This window comes from Synechococcus sp. PCC 7502 (assembly GCF_000317085.1).
In the GTDB taxonomy this organism is placed as follows: Bacteria; Cyanobacteriota; Cyanobacteriia; order Pseudanabaenales; family Pseudanabaenaceae; genus PCC-7502.
Window position 1 is genome coordinate 2,751,251 of the sequence record NC_019702.1, and the last position, 16,102, is coordinate 2,767,352.

At 40.4% G+C, this 16,102-nt stretch carries 17 protein-coding genes; 5 read left to right on the forward strand and 12 right to left on the reverse strand.

From position 1 onward, the window contains the following. Nucleotides 1–106 precede the first annotated feature (106 nt). Nucleotides 107–2,395: a GumC family protein gene (locus tag SYN7502_RS13695; RefSeq protein ID WP_015169375.1), complete on the forward strand. Its 2,289-nt coding sequence runs from the start codon at nucleotides 107–109 to the stop codon at nucleotides 2,393–2,395. A gap of 46 nt (nucleotides 2,396–2,441) precedes the next feature. On the opposite strand, the gene SYN7502_RS13700 is transcribed toward SYN7502_RS13695, so the two are convergent. Together SYN7502_RS13700 and SYN7502_RS19040 are read right to left on the reverse strand one after the other, a co-directional pair. Next, nucleotides 2,442–4,199 carry an ABC transporter ATP-binding protein gene (locus tag SYN7502_RS13700; RefSeq protein WP_015169376.1) on the reverse strand — a complete coding sequence of 586 codons (1,758 nt, stop codon included), beginning with the start codon at nucleotides 4,197–4,199 and terminating at the stop codon, nucleotides 2,442–2,444. Nucleotides 4,200–4,222: 23 nt separating this feature from the next. After that, a complete protein-coding gene (locus SYN7502_RS19040) occupies nucleotides 4,223–4,339 on the reverse strand; it encodes a photosystem II reaction center protein I (RefSeq protein ID WP_015169377.1) in 117 nt (38 codons plus the stop codon). A 107-nt stretch (nucleotides 4,340–4,446) separates the two neighbouring features. On the opposite strand from SYN7502_RS19040, the gene SYN7502_RS13705 reads away from it, so the two are divergent. After that, on the forward strand, nucleotides 4,447–5,106 hold the full coding sequence (locus SYN7502_RS13705; RefSeq protein ID WP_015169378.1) for a phosphoribosylanthranilate isomerase: 660 nt from the start codon (nucleotides 4,447–4,449) through the stop codon (nucleotides 5,104–5,106). Between the two features lie 90 nt (nucleotides 5,107–5,196). Here the strand turns inward: SYN7502_RS13705 and SYN7502_RS20250 are convergent, their stop codons facing one another. The 9 genes from SYN7502_RS20250 to SYN7502_RS13745 all read right to left on the reverse strand — a co-directional run bounded on the left by SYN7502_RS20250 (nucleotide 5,197) and on the right by SYN7502_RS13745 (nucleotide 12,280). Further along, a complete protein-coding gene (locus SYN7502_RS20250; RefSeq protein ID WP_015169379.1) occupies nucleotides 5,197–5,370 on the reverse strand; it encodes a hypothetical protein in 174 nt (57 codons plus the stop codon). 26 nt (nucleotides 5,371–5,396) lie between these two features. Next, the gene (locus tag SYN7502_RS13710; RefSeq protein WP_015169380.1) at nucleotides 5,397–7,274 is read right to left on the reverse strand and encodes a transglycosylase domain-containing protein; all 1,878 of its coding nucleotides are present in this window, start codon (nucleotides 7,272–7,274) and stop codon (nucleotides 5,397–5,399) included. Nucleotides 7,275–7,438: 164 nt separating this feature from the next. Beyond that, nucleotides 7,439–8,953, reverse strand: a complete 1,515-nt coding sequence (atpA, locus tag SYN7502_RS13715) for a F0F1 ATP synthase subunit alpha (protein WP_015169381.1) — start codon at nucleotides 8,951–8,953, stop codon at nucleotides 7,439–7,441. Between the two features lie 29 nt (nucleotides 8,954–8,982). Further along, the gene (gene atpH / locus SYN7502_RS13720; protein WP_015169382.1) at nucleotides 8,983–9,540 is read right to left on the reverse strand and encodes an ATP synthase F1 subunit delta; all 558 of its coding nucleotides are present in this window, start codon (nucleotides 9,538–9,540) and stop codon (nucleotides 8,983–8,985) included. Then, on the reverse strand, nucleotides 9,537–10,079 hold the full coding sequence (locus tag SYN7502_RS13725) for a F0F1 ATP synthase subunit B (protein WP_015169383.1): 543 nt from the start codon (nucleotides 10,077–10,079) through the stop codon (nucleotides 9,537–9,539). Before SYN7502_RS13725 ends, atpH begins: the two co-directional genes overlap by 4 nt. 8 nt (nucleotides 10,080–10,087) lie before the next feature. Next, nucleotides 10,088–10,588 (reverse strand): F0F1 ATP synthase subunit B', encoded by a 501-nt coding sequence (locus SYN7502_RS13730; RefSeq protein ID WP_015169384.1) that lies wholly within the window; start codon nucleotides 10,586–10,588, stop codon nucleotides 10,088–10,090. 86 nt (nucleotides 10,589–10,674) lie between these two features. Then, entirely contained in the window at nucleotides 10,675–10,923 is a 249-nt protein-coding gene (atpE, locus tag SYN7502_RS13735; protein WP_015169385.1) for an ATP synthase F0 subunit C, read from the reverse strand. Nucleotides 10,924–11,008: 85 nt separating this feature from the next. After that, the gene (gene atpB / locus SYN7502_RS13740; RefSeq protein ID WP_015169386.1) at nucleotides 11,009–11,767 is read right to left on the reverse strand and encodes a F0F1 ATP synthase subunit A; all 759 of its coding nucleotides are present in this window, start codon (nucleotides 11,765–11,767) and stop codon (nucleotides 11,009–11,011) included. A gap of 63 nt (nucleotides 11,768–11,830) precedes the next feature. Continuing rightward, nucleotides 11,831–12,280 (reverse strand): ATP synthase I subunit, encoded by a 450-nt coding sequence (locus SYN7502_RS13745; RefSeq protein ID WP_041430195.1) that lies wholly within the window; start codon nucleotides 12,278–12,280, stop codon nucleotides 11,831–11,833. A 293-nt stretch (nucleotides 12,281–12,573) separates the two neighbouring features. Here SYN7502_RS13745 and SYN7502_RS13750 point away from each other — a divergent pair, with 293 nt between their 5' ends. Further along, nucleotides 12,574–13,140 (forward strand): hypothetical protein, encoded by a 567-nt coding sequence (locus SYN7502_RS13750; RefSeq protein WP_015169388.1) that lies wholly within the window; start codon nucleotides 12,574–12,576, stop codon nucleotides 13,138–13,140. A 106-nt stretch (nucleotides 13,141–13,246) separates the two neighbouring features. Here SYN7502_RS13750 and SYN7502_RS13755 read toward each other — a convergent pair whose 3' ends face one another. After that, the gene (locus tag SYN7502_RS13755) at nucleotides 13,247–13,477 is read right to left on the reverse strand and encodes a hypothetical protein (RefSeq protein ID WP_015169389.1); all 231 of its coding nucleotides are present in this window, start codon (nucleotides 13,475–13,477) and stop codon (nucleotides 13,247–13,249) included. A gap of 278 nt (nucleotides 13,478–13,755) precedes the next feature. On the opposite strand from SYN7502_RS13755, the gene rbfA reads away from it, so the two are divergent. Both rbfA and SYN7502_RS13765 read left to right on the forward strand, forming a co-directional pair. Then, nucleotides 13,756–14,163 (forward strand): 30S ribosome-binding factor RbfA, encoded by a 408-nt coding sequence (gene rbfA, locus SYN7502_RS13760; protein WP_015169390.1) that lies wholly within the window; start codon nucleotides 13,756–13,758, stop codon nucleotides 14,161–14,163. Continuing rightward, nucleotides 14,147–16,099 carry a CHASE2 domain-containing protein gene (locus tag SYN7502_RS13765; protein ID WP_015169391.1) on the forward strand — a complete coding sequence of 651 codons (1,953 nt, stop codon included), beginning with the start codon at nucleotides 14,147–14,149 and terminating at the stop codon, nucleotides 16,097–16,099. Before rbfA ends, SYN7502_RS13765 begins: the two co-directional genes overlap by 17 nt. Nucleotides 16,100–16,102 lie beyond the last annotated feature (3 nt).

Here is a 16,102-nt window from a genome sequence, read left to right on the forward strand (position 1 = left end):
ACACCGCCATATATGTAACTTTTATCAAATCATACTTCTATGTTTATACTTGTTAAGTCCACCAAGTGTAATATAGGCTGTTAAATTCTAATCTTGTACTTGACTTATGAACCAATCCCCAGCAGAAGATAAAAATCCCCTGTTTGAACTTCTATCCATAGTACGTCGCTACTGGTTTTTAGAAATTAGTATATTCAGTCTAGTATTTGGAGTTTCAGCATTCCTTACCTTTCAAGAAAAACCAATTTATCAAGCCACAGGATCATTACTCTTCAAATCTCAAAGGCAATCTAATACCCTAACTGGAGTAAATTCCGTAGCTCAAATCTCTGACACGGTGGCAGGTGACCCTCGTTATACTCAATTGCAGGTGATTCGTTCCACCCCTGTGGTTGCCCAAACAATCAAGGCTTTGGCTCTTCCACTTGATAACGATGTTTTTTTAAAGCCACTCTCTCTTGATGTTATTAAATACACCGATGTAATTCAAGTTTCCTATCTAAGTTCAAGCCCTCAAGATGCGGCAAAAATAGTCAATGGTCTAATGAAGAGTTATATTGATAATGATCTACTAACTAATCGAGAGGATACTGCTAGTGCGCGTAAATTTATTGACGAGCAGTTACCTAAACTACAAATTTCCTTAAGACAAGCAGAAGCAGCTCTGCGTAGATTCAAAGAAGTTAACAAAGCATATCTCCCCGAAGCAGAGGCACAGTCAGCAGTTGCAGCAGTAACGAGCCTTGATACACAGATTACAGCCAGCAAATCTGATCTTGCCAAAGTTAATAGTGAAATTAATGACATACGCACCCGTCTCGGATTTACAAGTGAGCAAGCTATAATTTTAACAAAACTATCTGCGTCTAAACCAGTACAAGAGACCCTTTCCGATCTTCAAAAGATAGATTCCCAACTAGTTACTCTAAGAGCTACCTACACAGATAACTATCCCACGATTACAGTGCTCATGGAGCAAAGGGCACCTATTCAAAAACTATTACAACAGCGAATAAAAGAAACTTTAGGAACCAATGAGCTTATATCTGATCAGGATTTGCAAATAGGCGGTGCCCAATTAGAACTAATTACCCAATTAGTAACAAAAGAAATTGAGCGCGTCGGGCTAGAGAAGCAAATTGCCACTATTAATGACTCATTTATTGAGTACCAGAAAAGATTAGTAAATATTCCCAAGTTAGAGCAACAACTGCTTGTACTACAGAGAGCGGTTGAGATTAGCCGCACTGCCTACGAAGGTCTGTTAGTAAAACAACAGGACATTCAACTAACAGAGGAGCAGAATATTGGAAATGCACGTATCCTTTCGCCCGCAGTCCCATCAGGTGTGCCAATTTCGCCCAAAATTAGTAACAACTTAACAACTGGTGCAGTCCTAGGTATAGTTGCCGCTATCTCTGTCGCTCTGCTCCTTAATAGTCGAGATAACTTACTCAGAAGTGGTGAGGATATAAAACGGCTCTTTGGCTATCCATTACTGGGTATACTGCCTAACTTTGCAACTAGAAAACTAGAAAATTTACCAGCTTTTGTGCTTAGAAATCCTGAATCTGTGCTTAGTAAGCTCTACCTTAAAATTCGTAAGTCCAAAGCCTATCGTAGTTTTGCATCTAGTTTAGAAAGTTTTAAGATTTCCATTTTAAATGCGGTGAGCGAACCAGAAAATACTACTGCCTTAACTGTGTTTGTCCGTGATAATCCCCGCGCCCCTGCCAGTGAAGCATATCGGATGTTACAAACAAGTTTAAGATTTTTAAATTCTGATCGCCAAATTAAAGCCATTGTTATTACAAGTTCAGTTCCAGGTGAAGGAAAATCTACAGTATCAGCTAATTTAGCCGTAGCGATCGCCCAGTTAGGGAAAAGGGTTTTATTAGTGGATGTGGATATGCGCCGACCATCTCAGCATAAAATATGGGGACTAGGAAATGCCTCTGGCTTGAGTAATATTTTAGTTGGAGAAACTCAACTAGAAACGGTTTTAGAATCAGTAGTTCCTAATTTAGATATTCTTTCAAGTGGAGTTCTACCTCCAGACCCATTGACTTTAATTGACTCACAGCACATGACTAACTTAATCGGTGATTGGTCTCGCGCATATGACTATGTAATCTTAGATACGCCACCAGTACTGGCTGTTGCTGATGCCATTGTCTTAGGGCGGATAGCTGATGGAGTATTAATTGTAGCTAGACCTGAGGTACTTGATTCTGGCGCTGCCATCAGAACGAGAGCAATTTTAGATCAATCAGAGCTTAATATTTTAGGACTGGTGATCAATGATGTTAATTCTCAAGATTCTGCATATTACTACCAGTATCATTACTATAATACCGATAAACTGCTATCAGCTTCATCAGAGATATCAGTGTAGTTAGTGAACTTATTATTTTGGAGTTATCTAAATCTAAGCTTTGGGGTTAGGAAAGTGCCAACATTTCTAGGCTATATAAATTAGCATATAGCCCCTCGGCACTGATTAATTGCTCATGACTACCAGATTCAACTATTTCTCCTTGTTTAAGCACTAAAATGCGATCAACATGGCGAATTGTCGATAGACGGTGGGCGATGATAATAGTAGTACGTCCGATCAATAAATTTTGCAGGGACTTTTGGATTAAGTATTCTGTATTTACATCTAGGCTAGCAGTTGCCTCATCCAGAATTAAAACCCTTGGATCGCGTACTGCTGCTCGGGCAAACGCCAATAGTTGTTTCTGTCCACCCGACAAATTTGTCCCCCGTTCTCGCACTTGAGATTCATAGCCTTGGGGCAGTGCTTGGATAAACTCATCGACATTCATGACTTTAGCGGCAGCGATCGTCTCCTCTAAACTGTAATCATCTCCAAGGGTAATATTATCTTTGACATTACCCGAAAACAGAAATACATCCTGTAAAATCACTCCTAAATAACGTCTTAATTCTAGCTGTGTAATGTCTTTAATATCGATCCCGTCAATTAAAATTCTGCCCTTAACTGGTTCGTAAAGCCTAGATAATAAGCGAATAATCGAACTTTTTCCTGCTCCAGTAGGACCAACTAATGCTACTTTTTCGCCAGGAGCGATCGCAAAACTCAAATTCTTTAATACATATTCATCGGGTTTATAGCCAAACCAAACATTCTCAAATCGAATCTCACCTTTCCCATCTACTGGTAAAGATTTAGGGTTAACGGGATCACGAATTTCAATGGGTTCATTCATGACTGCGGTTATGCGCTCGATCGCCGTGAATCCAGATTGAATTGTCGTAAATTTTTCTGCCAGTTGGCGTAATGGTTCAAACAATCTTTGGGAAAACAACACAAACGCTGACAGTTCACCGAAGGTTAATTGTTTTTGAATTACTTGTCCACCGCCCAGCCATAACACTCCAGCGATCGCAATTAAAGAAATCCATTCTAAGGTTGCCGATACTGCGGAATCATGGAAGATTGTATTATTGACCTCAGTAACATACTGCTGATTTACGGCATAGTGCTGACTGGAATTAAGCTGCGCTCGTCTAAAAAGTTGAACAATCCCTACCCCAATTATATTTTCTTGAAGAATTGCATTGAGGTCAGAAAGTTTATCTCTTGCTTTAAAGTTGGCTTTACGATACTCATGCTGAAAGTAAATAATCAATCCTGTGATTGGGAAAATCATCAGAGTCAGCATTAACCCTAAATCCCAACGCAACCAAAACATAAATATGGCGGTAACACCTAAAGAGGCAAGATCGCTAAAAATCCCAACTGCCCCAGTAGCAAACACATCACCTAAGGCTTCCACATCACTGGTTAAGCGGGTAATTAATCTGCCCACTGGCGTACGATCAAAAAAACTTGTGGACAGCAAAGTAACATGGGCAAACAGATCTTTGCGAATATCCGCAGTAATATTCTGTCCTACTTTCTGCACTAAGTAGCCCTGCCATGATTGCAACCCTAGACGAACCAGAACTGTAAAACCAACCAATAGACATAACCACCACAAACCAATTAAGTCACCTTTGGCAATCGGTCCATCAATGCCCTGCTGTACTAATATCGGTTGTATGGCATTAGCGATCGCTAAAGGTACTAATAGGATTAACGAAATTACTAAATCTTTGGTACTACGTTGAGCATAGGGTCTAAGCTTGAGTAGTAGCCGCCAATCGCTATTAAATAGTCGGTTAGCAACCATGGGGGTATTTAATTTTAACAAGCTTAGTCTAAGTCTCTACCACTAGGATTACGAGATGGATCACTATTTAAAAATCCAAATATAAATAATCCAACAAAGAAAATTACGGTAATGTAAACAACAATTTTGAGAGTGAGCATGAATAGTAAGTTCTCCCGCGATAAAAATTAAATTAATAATTAAAACTAATTGTACCTTTGATAGGTAATTAACCGCACTCCGCAAGAATACTTAAAATAGATGAATTATGGATGTTAAGATTTGTGGAATTACTATACCTGAACAAGCTGTGGCGATCGCCCATTTAGGAGCAGACTATCTAGGATATATTTGCGTTGAATCCTCTCCCCGTTTTGTTACCTCCCAGCAGGTTGAAATAATTACTAGTGCTACCCAGAACTACGATATTAATCATGTTGGCGTGTTTCTAGATGCCGAAATTGAATATATTTCAACATATAGTGGTAAGTTAAATGCTGTTCAGCTTCACGGACATGAATCCATAGAATTCTGTCAAAAAATCAGGTCAGAATTTGCCGAAATCAAGCTAATTAAGGCATTTAGGGTAAAAAATTCCCAAAGCATTGATCAAGCTATCTTATATTCTCAGTATGTAGATGTACTATTACTGGATGCCTATGATCCTAAAATTGCTGGCGGTACGGGAAAAACTATAGATTGGGAAATTTTAAAGAATTTTAGACCTAGTTGCCAATGGTGGCTGGCGGGTGGTTTATCTGAGCAAAATGTGAAAGTAGCGATCGCTCAACTGCAGCCCGATGGGATTGATGTTTCTAGCGGCGTGGAAAAAGCACCAGGGGATAAGGACATTAACCAAGTTAGAAATTTATTGGCTTTAGCTAAGTCAGTTATTAATTTTGATAAATCTACAGTAAATTATGAATAGTTGTGCCAGAGCTAAAAATGCAAAAACCAAGACGGGGCTTCGCCCTGCGACCCTTTTCTTGAGATAGATTTGATCGAAAACTCCCTTAACTTAACCTCTCCACAGTAATATCAAGGCATAAATTACCACAGGGATACTGATCGCCGTAATTGCCATGGTATTTAGATCGATCTGACTAAAACTCGGCAAATATATAGCTCCTTGCTTAATTAAATAGGCGATCGCCCCACTAATAACCAATAATCGAATTACAAATTTCCCCATATTTCAGATAAAGTTATTTTTCAGCACTATTTTTTTGCAGTTACATCAGATGGAGAAACAAAGTTTTCAATGGCAACTCCCGCCAATGCCTTTTCCATAAAATTTCGCCAAATTGGAGCCACATAAACTCCACCAGTTACGCCATGGGACATTTGGGAGTAGTCATCATTACCAATCCAAATCGCTGTTGCTAGCTGTGGCACATAGCCCACAAACCAAGCGTCACGAAAATCAGAAGTAGTTCCAGTTTTTCCTGCGACGGGACGACCACCACTTAAAATAGCCTGAGTCCCGGTTCCACTTGTAATCACGCCCCTTAAAACATCTGTAACTTCAGCAACCGCATAGGGATCAAGTACTAAAGTCGGCTTAGGACTATTGTCTAAAACCACCTTACCCGTACTATCCGTAACTCTTGCTATCAGAGTGATTTTATTTTTATAACCCCCATTGGCAAAAGTAGCATAGGCACCTGCTGTTTCTAATAAAGTTAAGTCTGCTGAGCCTAGGGGCAAAGATACCACTGGATCAAGGGGACTGACAATTCCCAGCTTCCGACAATCTGCAATCACCTTTTTTAAGCCCACAAATTGTCCTAACTTAATTGCTGGAATATTTCTAGACATTGCCACAGCCTGACGAATACTGATGCCGCCCATAAAAGTATTATCATAGTTGCGCGGAGAATATAATTCATTCCCATCGGGATAATTTACGGGTGAGTCATCGATCACCGAGTCTGGAGTATAGTTACCCGTACTAAAAGCTGAGTAATAAACAAAAGGTTTAAAAGTAGAGCCAATTTGTCGTCTTGATTGCACTGCCCGATTAAATTGATTCTGCTCGTAGGAGCCAACCCCTCCCACTAGTGCTTTCACAAATCCAGTCTTTGGATCAACCGCCACAAGTGCAATTTGCTTGGCGTTAGCACCATAGTTTTGTAAATCCCTATGCCCTTGGTTTATAACTTGCTCAGCAATGCGTTGCAATTTTAAATCAATGGTCGTCTGCACTCGTAAACCACCCTTTAACAGCAAGTCCTGTCCAAATTTTTCTACTAACTCTGATGAAACGGCTTGGCTAACGTAGGGAACCTGACTGGCTTGATACGAGGTACCTTTTCCTAGTTTAATCTCCGCAGCCTTGGCAGCTTTAACTTCTGCAGGCGTTGCCCATCCTAATTCTTCTAATCTGTCCAAGACCAGACCTTGTCGAAATTTTGCCGTTTTATAGTTATCCAAAGGATTAAATACGGAAGGTGCTTGCACCACTCCTGCCATCATCGCCGCTTCTGCTAAGGTTAAATCTGCCGCACTCTTGTTAAAGTAATTTTGGGCAGCAGTTTCCGCTCCATTGGTATTTCTGCCCCAATACACTTGGTTTAGATACATCTCTAAAATTTGATCTTTAGTAAAAACCTGCTCGATTCGCATTGCTAAGACTGCTTCAGCAACCTTGCGATTAATACTGCGCTCTGAAGAGAGAAATAGGTTTTTTACCAGTTGTTGGGTAAGAGTAGAACCACCCTCTAGGGTTTCTCTTGATCTCAAATTAACTAGGGTAGCTCTGATAATCCCCGCTGGATTAATTCCATTATGGGAATAGAAGTAAGCATCCTCGATCGCCAAGATTGAACGCTTTAGATTAGGTGATATTCGACTTAGGGGAACTACTTCCCGATTCACATCTCCGTGCAGACGAGCTATGAGCTCACCATTAATATCATAAAAATAAGAGGTCTCAGCGGGAGTGTAGCCTTTCAGTATGCGAACATCGGGCAAGTCATTAAAGCTAACTGCTAAACCAACTAAGGCACCTGCTAGGGCTGAACCACCTATTAACATCCCCCCTAGGCAGAGATTACCAAGGTTTCTCGTGACTTGTTTAAATACTGCTGTTGCCATATCTGCTGGGCTAAATTAACGCAAACATTACCCGTTCTGAGATTAAAGTTTAGCAAAGATTCTAAAAATCAAGTTCTAAAAATTAAAGAGGTAGAGTATTAAGCCCCAACCTCTTATGAAAAATAAAACCAAAAATAAATCAGAAATAAACTAGTTAGACAGAATTAAGCAGCTAGAAAGGTCTTTTTAAATTCGGCGATCGCTGTTTTTAATATACCTTCTGCTTCTTCACCGATCTTTTTCTCAGCTTTAACTAATTCTGCATATCTAGGCTTGCTGGTAGCCAAGTAATTGCGGAAACCCTTATTAAAAGCTGTTACTTTCTCCACGGGGATATCATCCAGGTAGCCATTGATCGCAGTGTAAATAATGGCAACTTGATCGCTGACAACAAGGGGAGAATACTGAGGCTGTTTCAGGAGTTCACGCAGTCTTTGTCCACGGGCTAGCTGGTTTTGGGTGGTTTTATCCAAATCAGAGGCGAATTGAGCAAATGCTACTAGGTCATCGTATTGAGCTAACTCCAGCTTAATTTTACCTGCCACCTGTTTCATGGCTTTAATTTGGGCGGCAGAACCAACCCGTGAAACCGAGATACCAGGATTAATGGCAGGACGAATCCCAGAGTTAAACAGATCAGATGACAAGAAAATTTGTCCGTCAGTAATGGAAATTACATTGGTAGGAATATATGCAGATACGTCTCCTGCTTGAGTTTCAATAATTGGCAATGCTGTCATTGACCCACCACCTAGATTATCACTTAGCTTAGCTGCACGTTCTAGCAAACGGGAGTGGAGATAAAAAACATCACCAGGATATGCTTCACGACCGGGCGGACGGCGGAGCAGTAAAGACATTTGTCTATAGGCTTGGGCATGCTTAGATAGATCGTCATAAACAACTAAGGTGGCTTTGCCTTGATACATAAAGTATTCAGCTAAAGATGCGCCTGTATAGGGGGCTAAGTACTGTAAGGTGGCAGGATCATTGGCATTTGCAGCAACAACGATCGTGTAATCTAAGGCACCATTTTCTCTAAGGATGTTAACAACATTAGCCACCGTAGAGCCTTTTTGCCCGATCGCTACATAAACGCAAATACAATCTTCACCTTTTTGGTTAAGAATCGTATCCACGGCAACGGCAGTCTTCCCAGTCTGGCGATCGCCAATAATCAATTCTCTTTGTCCACGACCAACGGGAATCATGGCATCAATTGCTGTAATCCCAGTCTGTAGGGGTTCAAATACGGATTTACGGGCAACGATACCTGGGGCAGGAGATTCAATCAGTCGGAAGTCAGAATTCTTAATTTCACCTTTACCATCAATGGGACGGGCAAGCGCATCAACAACTCTACCAATAAAGGCATCACCAACGGGAATTTGAGCAATTTTACCAGTGGACTTAACTGAGCTTCCTTCGGCAATTTCTCGCCCTGCTCCCATTAATACTGCTCCGACATTATCTTCTTCAAGGTTAAGGGCAATACCAACAGTGCCATCCTCAAATTCTAATAATTCCCCGGACATCGCCTTTTCTAAGCCATATACCCGAGCAATTCCGTCTCCAACTTGCAGAACGGTTCCAACATTAGAAACCTGCAACTGTTCATTATATTGCTCGATTTGTTGCTTGATAATATTACTGATTTCGTCTGGTCTAATAGCTACCATAGTTTTTTACTCAATACTTTTATATTCAACTAAATATTTGCCAATAAGCCAGTGGTTAAACGCCGAAGCTGTCCCCGAAGACTGGCATCAATTACCTGCGAACCAACTTTAATAATTACCCCACCGATCAAATCTGGATTAAGCTTAATTGCCAGTTCAACACTCGCCGCTCCAGTTAATTCCAGAACTTTTTTGGTCAAAGCTTCCTTCTGAGGATCACTAAGTCCAACTGCCGTAGAAATCTCAGCTAATGCTATTCGGTTTTTTTTGCGTAATAGTTCCTGAAATTTCAAGCAAATTGGCTCTAGGAATAAAATGCGACGGCGTTCAACCAGTAGATTAAGAAAACTGGCTATAAAGGGATTAACCTGATTTGCAAATAGAGAATTTAGCAAATCCTTCTTCACACTTTCAGGGATTAGAGGTGCAAGCAGCAGTTTCTTAAAATCTTCTGATGCTTCTAGAGTATTTAGGATGACTTGAATATCATTACCAAATGCCTCAACTAAGTTGTGTTCTTGTGCAACTGCCATTAAAGCATCGGCATAGGGTTCAACAATTGCCTGACTAAAAGAACCACTTTTCATCTCGCCCCTCCATTTACTAGAAGACTAATACTCCGATCCACAAGTTGTTGTTGAGTACTATCAGATAAGCCTTGATCAAAATAAGCTTTAACCTGTGCTAATGCTTTTTGTGCTACTTGCTGTCTCAGTTGAATAATTATGCGTTCCTGTTCTGAAGCTAATTCTTGAGATGCGGAAACTTTTAGTCGCTCAATATCACTGGCAATTGTTGCTAATATAGCTTCACTAGCTGCCTTGGCATCAATTTCTGCTTGTAATTTTAGGCGATCGCATTCCAATTTAACTTCTGCAAGTTTTTGCTGTTGTTCTTTTAATTGTTCTTCAGCTTTAAGCTTTCGTGTCTCTGCATCTTTGATTGCAGTTTCAATACTTTCGAGACGCTGGGACAAAATTTTACCCAAAAAGCCTCTACCGCTATAAACTAAAAGCCCCAAAATAATCACAATATTAATCAAATTAGTTTGAAAAATATCAGTGTTAATACCAAAACCAGAATGTTCTGCGATCTCAGTTGCAAATAAAAATAAGTTGTTAGTCATAATTTTCCTCAGCTATTCACCAGATTCCCAAGCAGTTTTTCCAAAATTTGGCGACTGAGAACATCTACTTGGACATCTAAAGCAGCTATAGCTTCTGATCTCTGTTGTTCAATTTCAGCTTTTGCTGCGGCAACTTGGGCTTGAGACTCCGCTAAGGTAGCAGCGATCTGTTCGGCTCGAATTTTATTAGCATCACTTTGAGCAGCTAAAAGCAAGGCTTGAGATGATTTACGAGTTTCAGCTAATTCAGATTCATACTGTGCAGCTACTAATTTAGCCTTTTCTAATCGCTCCTTAGCTCCAGCAATATTCGTGCGCACATAATCATTTCGATCATCAATTGCTTTAGTTAAAGGCTTAAAGAAAATTTTATTTAAGACTGCCACTAGTATTAAAATTTGCGCAGCCATTATTGGCAAAGTCGCATCGAAGTCAAACAAGCCACCACTGGATTCTGCGGACTCAACCGCTAATAAAACCGTTAATAAAGGTGTTGAGTAAAGTGTCATGGGAGTTAGGTAGCAATTTAAGTATTTTCAGTAGGTAGCAACCCAGAGAAGTTTCCCCAGATTGCCATACCGATTAGACCGAAAAACTAAGCAGCAAAAGGGTTAGCAAATAATAAGATTAGAGCTATAACCAGCCCGTAAATAGTCAGAGCTTCCATAAAAGCCAAACTCAATAGAAGGGTTCCGCGAATTTTACCTTCAGCTTCAGGCTGACGAGCAATACCTTCCAGAGCTTGCCCAGCAGCGGTACCTTGACCGATACCAGGTCCAACAGCAGCTAAACCAATAGCAATACTAGCAGCAAGAACAGAAGCGGCGGCAATTAATGGATCCATGATGTTTTTCCTTTTAATTTAAGTGTAATTATGTGTTTCGATTGGCAATATATTGTTAGACTTCTTGTCTAACTAGTCAACTGAGCTAAGCATGCTCATGCTCTTCTTCACCATGTCCTTCCATGGCTTCACCAATGTAAGAAGCTGCCAGAGTTGAAAAAATCAGAGCTTGAATCCCACTGGTAAACAGCCCTAAAATCATCACAGGCAACGGCACAAATAGTGGTACCAAAAGGACTAGAACCCCAACCACTAGTTCGTCTGCTAATATATTTCCAAAAAGACGGAAACTTAGGGAGAGAGGTTTTGTGAAATCTTCTAAAACCCACAGAGGAAGGAGTAAGGGAGATGATTGGACATATCTGGAGAAATATTCTAGTCCTCTGCGACTAAGTCCAGCATAAAAATAAGAAGCAGATACAAGTAAAGCTAGGGCGACTGTAGTATTGATATCACTAGTAGGGGCAGCTAGCTCTCCACCAGGAAGTTCTATTAGCTTCCATGGTACCAGCGCTCCCAACCAATTGGATACAAAAATGAATAGAAATAAACTACCCACAAAAGGCACCCAAGCTCGATACTCTTTTTCTCCAATCTGATCTTTTGCAATACCCTGTACAAATTCAAGTGCATATTCCATAAAGTTTTGAAACCCTACAGGAATAAGTTGGATATTGCTGGTAGCGATCGCCGAGGCTAAAACTAGTACACCAATTACGATCCAACTAACGATTAGAACCTGTCCATGGACTTCTAAACTGCCAATCTGCCAGTAAAAGTGCTTTCCTACTTCTAGGGCAGCAAAATTAGTGAAGTGAGAGTATGACAATAGTTGATTTATCATATTTAAATTTACTTACTTATACACGAGTAAGTCTACGCGAGTATTGATTATCTTTTAGGAGTGCTATTTTTGATTGGTATCAGATTTTGGCATAGGTAGTAAATCCTGAGTCAAAATTACTAATACTGCAGCTTTATAAGTTATAAATCCCAAAAAAATTGGCAAAATTTGTAACTGATGGAGCCGAGCAGCTAAGATAAACACGGCGATAAATACTCCAAAACGGGAATACCCCAGACGTTTTCTTGTCTTACCCAGCTCATCTACACTTTTCGCCAACATTTTTAAGTAAACCACACCAGTGCACGCGCCTAACAAATAATTTAGAGCGACACCTAAACCATAGAAGCCAACTACCGCCAAAAAGATGAAGCCTGCTAGGGCAAGAGTAATGATAAATAGCTTTAGCTTTAAGCTTTCATAATCATCTACGGAACTTGAAGACAAATTACTAGCAGCGATCGCCTTACTAGACTTTTTAAACTCTTTACTTTTGGCAGGAAGAACTTTCAAGGAATCAAAACGGTGAGAATTTCTTATTAGCAAGCATACCATGCAGGGTGTAACACAATCTTTGAATTCAGTTATGAATCTTTATACAAACTTACTCCTTTCCTAGTGAAAGATTGTGGTCTGCGCTCCTATTCCCCCGTTAAGTTAGCTGTATCTTTACAGTAGCAAGGGAGTAGTTTAGTAACTTAAAGCCCGAAATTAAGATCACAAATATAAGACTCAGTATAAATTAAATACTTAAATACTAAAAATGCTAATATGACCTAGAATTTTGCTGTAAATACCTTGCAACTATGGTTAGACACCTCGGTACCAATTTAATTTTTGCGCTTATCATTTCTCTGGGAACAGTGGTTTCTAGTAAAGCTGTAGCTCAGCCTAAACCGAGCGATCCTAAACCTACTACTGGTATCAATACTTTAGATAGTAGTGTTTTTAGCTTTAATGGAGCTGATCGCCTTGTATCTGATGCTTTGGATGCTGTGAGTAAGCAGAACTATGATTTGGCAGCCTCTAAGTTACAGGATGCTCGCCAAATTTATAACCAACTGTCTAATTTCTATCAAGACCTTACAGGAATTTTCACTGGTTTAGATAATCGCATTGCGGATAGTCATCGCCAGAAGGCTTTACAAGCAGCACAACTTCGAGATAAATCCACCTATCAATTAGCACTGGTTTATCGAGCTAAAAATCAACCAGAGTTAGCAATACCATTACTAATTCAACTGGTGCGTAGTCAGCAACCAACCCGAGACCTTGGCAAGCAAGCATATCAACAATTGTTTGAGCTAGGATTTGTGGATGAGGTTTTTCCTAAAGCTTCAGCATCCACAACTGCTCCAGCTAAGCCTAATTAAGTTGGTTAATTAATTGGGCTAGTTTAGTTTTTGGGTATTTTTTGTAAGTTTGCTGTAGATAGTAAGGTGTGAGGGGAGAAATCTACAGCAAAGTTTTAATCTCCAACTATAAAGCTCTACCTAAACACTCACCAGGTTGGCAATAGCCGCAGGTGGGAGAGGAAATTCTTTGACCGTCTTGATAGCCCATTAAATAGATAGTGTCCACCATTTTTGTGGTAAGATTCGTCAGGGCAAGGGCAATATAGGGGTCTAAAGGTTCAGTCATATCCATGTAGAGTTTTTCGATTGATCTTAGTAGTGCCTCAGGAGTTTTTATCGTAGTTTGATTGATCATTGGACTCTCCTCATTATTAGAATGGTTGACAAGTTGCGGACGTAGGAAAAACTAAAGCTAAATTGGTTTCCCTACATGATTACGGCAATCCTAATATACTAGAGTGATGACTAGTGGGGACTATGGCATCGTTAGACTAATGGATGACTGCTAGATGTAATCAGTATAGCCCTACTATAGCCGTGAATTCTTAACAAATTGTGACTAGGGATACGATCGTTACCCAATTGTGCTAAGTGTGAGTTCACGATTACTGTTTAGATAGATAACAATTTTTTATGGCTACAAGTCGTAGAGTTGCCCGAGTGGCAGAGCTAATTAAGCGGGAGGTAAGCGTGATGCTACTCCAAGAAATTAAAGATGATCGCGTTGGCGCAGGCATGGTCAGCGTTACCGAAGTAAATGTATCGGGTGATTTGCAGCATACTAAAATTTTTGTCAGTATTTATGGTAGTGAAGAGGCAAAAGCTGAAACCATGGCAGGATTAACCGCTGCTACGGGATTTATTCGCCGAGAAATTGGACAAAGGTTGGCTTTACGTCGAACCCCTGAAGTGATTTTTCAAGAAGATCGCTCCTTTGAACGGGGTAGTAAAGTGCTATCACTTTTAAATCAACTCAGTCGAGAACGGGAACAAAAATCCATTAGCGAGATAGAAGAAGACGATCATGATGCCACTGAATAGCAAATTTGTCCCAGATCAGGTAAAACAAATATTGCTAGGCTTAGGTAATTTTTCGGGTCGTTATCGTAAGCAGGTGATTGCGACTGTGATTACTATTGCTACTGCCATTGGCGTTGTGGGAATGCGGGAATTCGGTGCCTGGCAGGCAGTTGAGCTTAAGGGGCTAGATTATTTATTTCTGCTCCGTCCACCTGAGCTTAAAGACGATCGCTTTGTGATTGTGGAAATTAGTGAGGATGATATTCAGCGGCAGAGTAAATGGCCCTGGTCTGATCAATTATTTGCAGATTTAATTAACAGGATCAGTAATGCTAAAGCATCAGTCATTGTGATTGATAAATACCTAGATATTCCCATTAGTTCGGGACGTAAAAATCTAGTTCAGTCAATGAAAACAGCTAAAAACGTAGTCAACGTTACCTTCATTGAGCAGGCAAATAGAAGGGGGATAGAACTGGCTCAGGATTTAGCAGATGTTAGCTACGCAGGATTTGCCAATTTTGTCACTGATGCGGGTTTGGTAGCACGCAGAGCTTTATTAGCGGTGGACTATGATTCTTTGGCTTTACAGGCAGTTAAGTTATATTTACAAACCAAGTCTTTAGCAACCATTGATTTTGACCCCAAAAACCAGACTTTTGTGATTAAGAATAAGTCTCGGACGATCCCAATTCCCCGCTTACAAAAACACTATGGTGGCTATCATAATATTGATGCTAGTGGTTATCAAATTCTGTTGAATTATCGTGGTAAGGAAAGGTCTTTTACGCATATTTCGGCTGTTGATCTGTTGCAGGGTAAAATTGATCCCAAAATTCTGCGCGATCGCATTGTTTTAATTGGCGTAACTGCGGTGAGTGTCAAGGATAGTTATTCTACGCCCTATAGCACAGGGGAAGATACGGGGATCATGTATGGGGTAGAAGTTCATGCCAATATTATGAGCCAGCTATTATCTGCAGCTCTTGATGATCGCCCATTTATTCAAGTCTGGAACCAAGGGTGGGAATCTCTATGGATTGCGGTATGGACATTGGCAGGTGGAGCTTTGGCAATTTATTCCCCTAAGGTGTTAAGGAATTTAGGAATTTTAGTGGTATTGGCGGGCAGTTTAGGCATATTAGTGTATCTTGCTTTCATAAATGCTTTATGGATTCCTTTTTTCCCAGCGATCGCAGGCATGATTTTAGCTAATACCTTAGTTGTTAGTTATGAATTTTCCTCAGAACAAGCGGATCGACAATTATTAATGGGAATTTTTTCCCGCCATGTGTCCAAGGAATTGGTGGAAATTATCTGGGATAAACGGGATTTATTTATCCATGAGGGTAGAATATCGGGACAGGAAGTATTTGTAACGGTTCTGTTTACGGATATGCGGAACTTTAGTACTGGGGCAGAGGCGCAAAAACCCGGAGAAACCTTAGATTGGCTCAATGAATATCTAGGAGCGATCGCTTCCGTAGTTTTAGAACACGGTGGGATGGTGGATAAATATATTGGCGATGCGGTTATGGCGGTATTTGGGGTACCTGTACCTCATATTTCTGAGGCAGAAAGGCTTAAGGACGCTCAAAATGCTGTGAGTGCGGCGATCGGGATTGCCAAAAAACTCACAGAATTAAATCAAACATGGATGCAAAGGGGTTTACCACCCACAGTTACGGGAATCGGCATCAACACTGGCGTAGTCATTGCTGGCAGTTTAGGAAGTAAGGAACGTCTAGAATATTCTGTAATTGGCGATGTGGTTAACGTGGCTGCCCGTTTAGAAAGCTTAAATAAAGAAGTGGATGGTGGGGAGTACCATATTTTAATTAGTGAGGAGACATTGGCATGTTTAGAGGATAAATTTGTCACAGAGTTTGCGGGAAATATTGCCCTAAAAGGACGCACCTCAGAAACAGCAATTCATCGAGTTTTAGATCATGCTTAGGGC

What these genes read in the sequence shown, in the direction of transcription:
- atpH (WP_015169382.1), bottom strand. Translation starts at nt 9,540, where the DNA reads ATGAAAAGTGGTTCTTTTAGTCAGGCAATTGTTGAACCCTATGCCGAT.
- SYN7502_RS13695 (WP_015169375.1), top strand. Translation starts at nt 107, where the DNA reads ATGAACCAATCCCCAGCAGAAGATAAAAATCCCCTGTTTGAACTTCTA.
- SYN7502_RS13755 (WP_015169389.1), bottom strand. Translation starts at nt 13,477, where the DNA reads ATGATCAATCAAACTACGATAAAAACTCCTGAGGCACTACTAAGATCA.
- SYN7502_RS19040 (WP_015169377.1), bottom strand. Translation starts at nt 4,339, where the DNA reads ATGCTCACTCTCAAAATTGTTGTTTACATTACCGTAATTTTCTTTGTT.
- SYN7502_RS13750 (WP_015169388.1), top strand. Translation starts at nt 12,574, where the DNA reads ATGGTTAGACACCTCGGTACCAATTTAATTTTTGCGCTTATCATTTCT.
- SYN7502_RS13725 (WP_015169383.1), bottom strand. Translation starts at nt 10,079, where the DNA reads ATGACTAACAACTTATTTTTATTTGCAACTGAGATCGCAGAACATTCT.
- atpB (WP_015169386.1), bottom strand. Translation starts at nt 11,767, where the DNA reads ATGATAAATCAACTATTGTCATACTCTCACTTCACTAATTTTGCTGCC.
- SYN7502_RS13700 (WP_015169376.1), bottom strand. Translation starts at nt 4,199, where the DNA reads ATGGTTGCTAACCGACTATTTAATAGCGATTGGCGGCTACTACTCAAG.
- atpE (WP_015169385.1), bottom strand. Translation starts at nt 10,923, where the DNA reads ATGGATCCATTAATTGCCGCCGCTTCTGTTCTTGCTGCTAGTATTGCT.
- SYN7502_RS20250 (WP_015169379.1), bottom strand. Translation starts at nt 5,370, where the DNA reads ATGGGGAAATTTGTAATTCGATTATTGGTTATTAGTGGGGCGATCGCC.
- SYN7502_RS13705 (WP_015169378.1), top strand. Translation starts at nt 4,447, where the DNA reads ATGGATGTTAAGATTTGTGGAATTACTATACCTGAACAAGCTGTGGCG.
- SYN7502_RS13710 (WP_015169380.1), bottom strand. Translation starts at nt 7,274, where the DNA reads ATGGCAACAGCAGTATTTAAACAAGTCACGAGAAACCTTGGTAATCTC.
- atpA (WP_015169381.1), bottom strand. Translation starts at nt 8,953, where the DNA reads ATGGTAGCTATTAGACCAGACGAAATCAGTAATATTATCAAGCAACAA.
- SYN7502_RS13765 (WP_015169391.1), top strand. Translation starts at nt 14,147, where the DNA reads ATGATGCCACTGAATAGCAAATTTGTCCCAGATCAGGTAAAACAAATA.
- rbfA (WP_015169390.1), top strand. Translation starts at nt 13,756, where the DNA reads ATGGCTACAAGTCGTAGAGTTGCCCGAGTGGCAGAGCTAATTAAGCGG.
- SYN7502_RS13730 (WP_015169384.1), bottom strand. Translation starts at nt 10,588, where the DNA reads ATGACACTTTACTCAACACCTTTATTAACGGTTTTATTAGCGGTTGAG.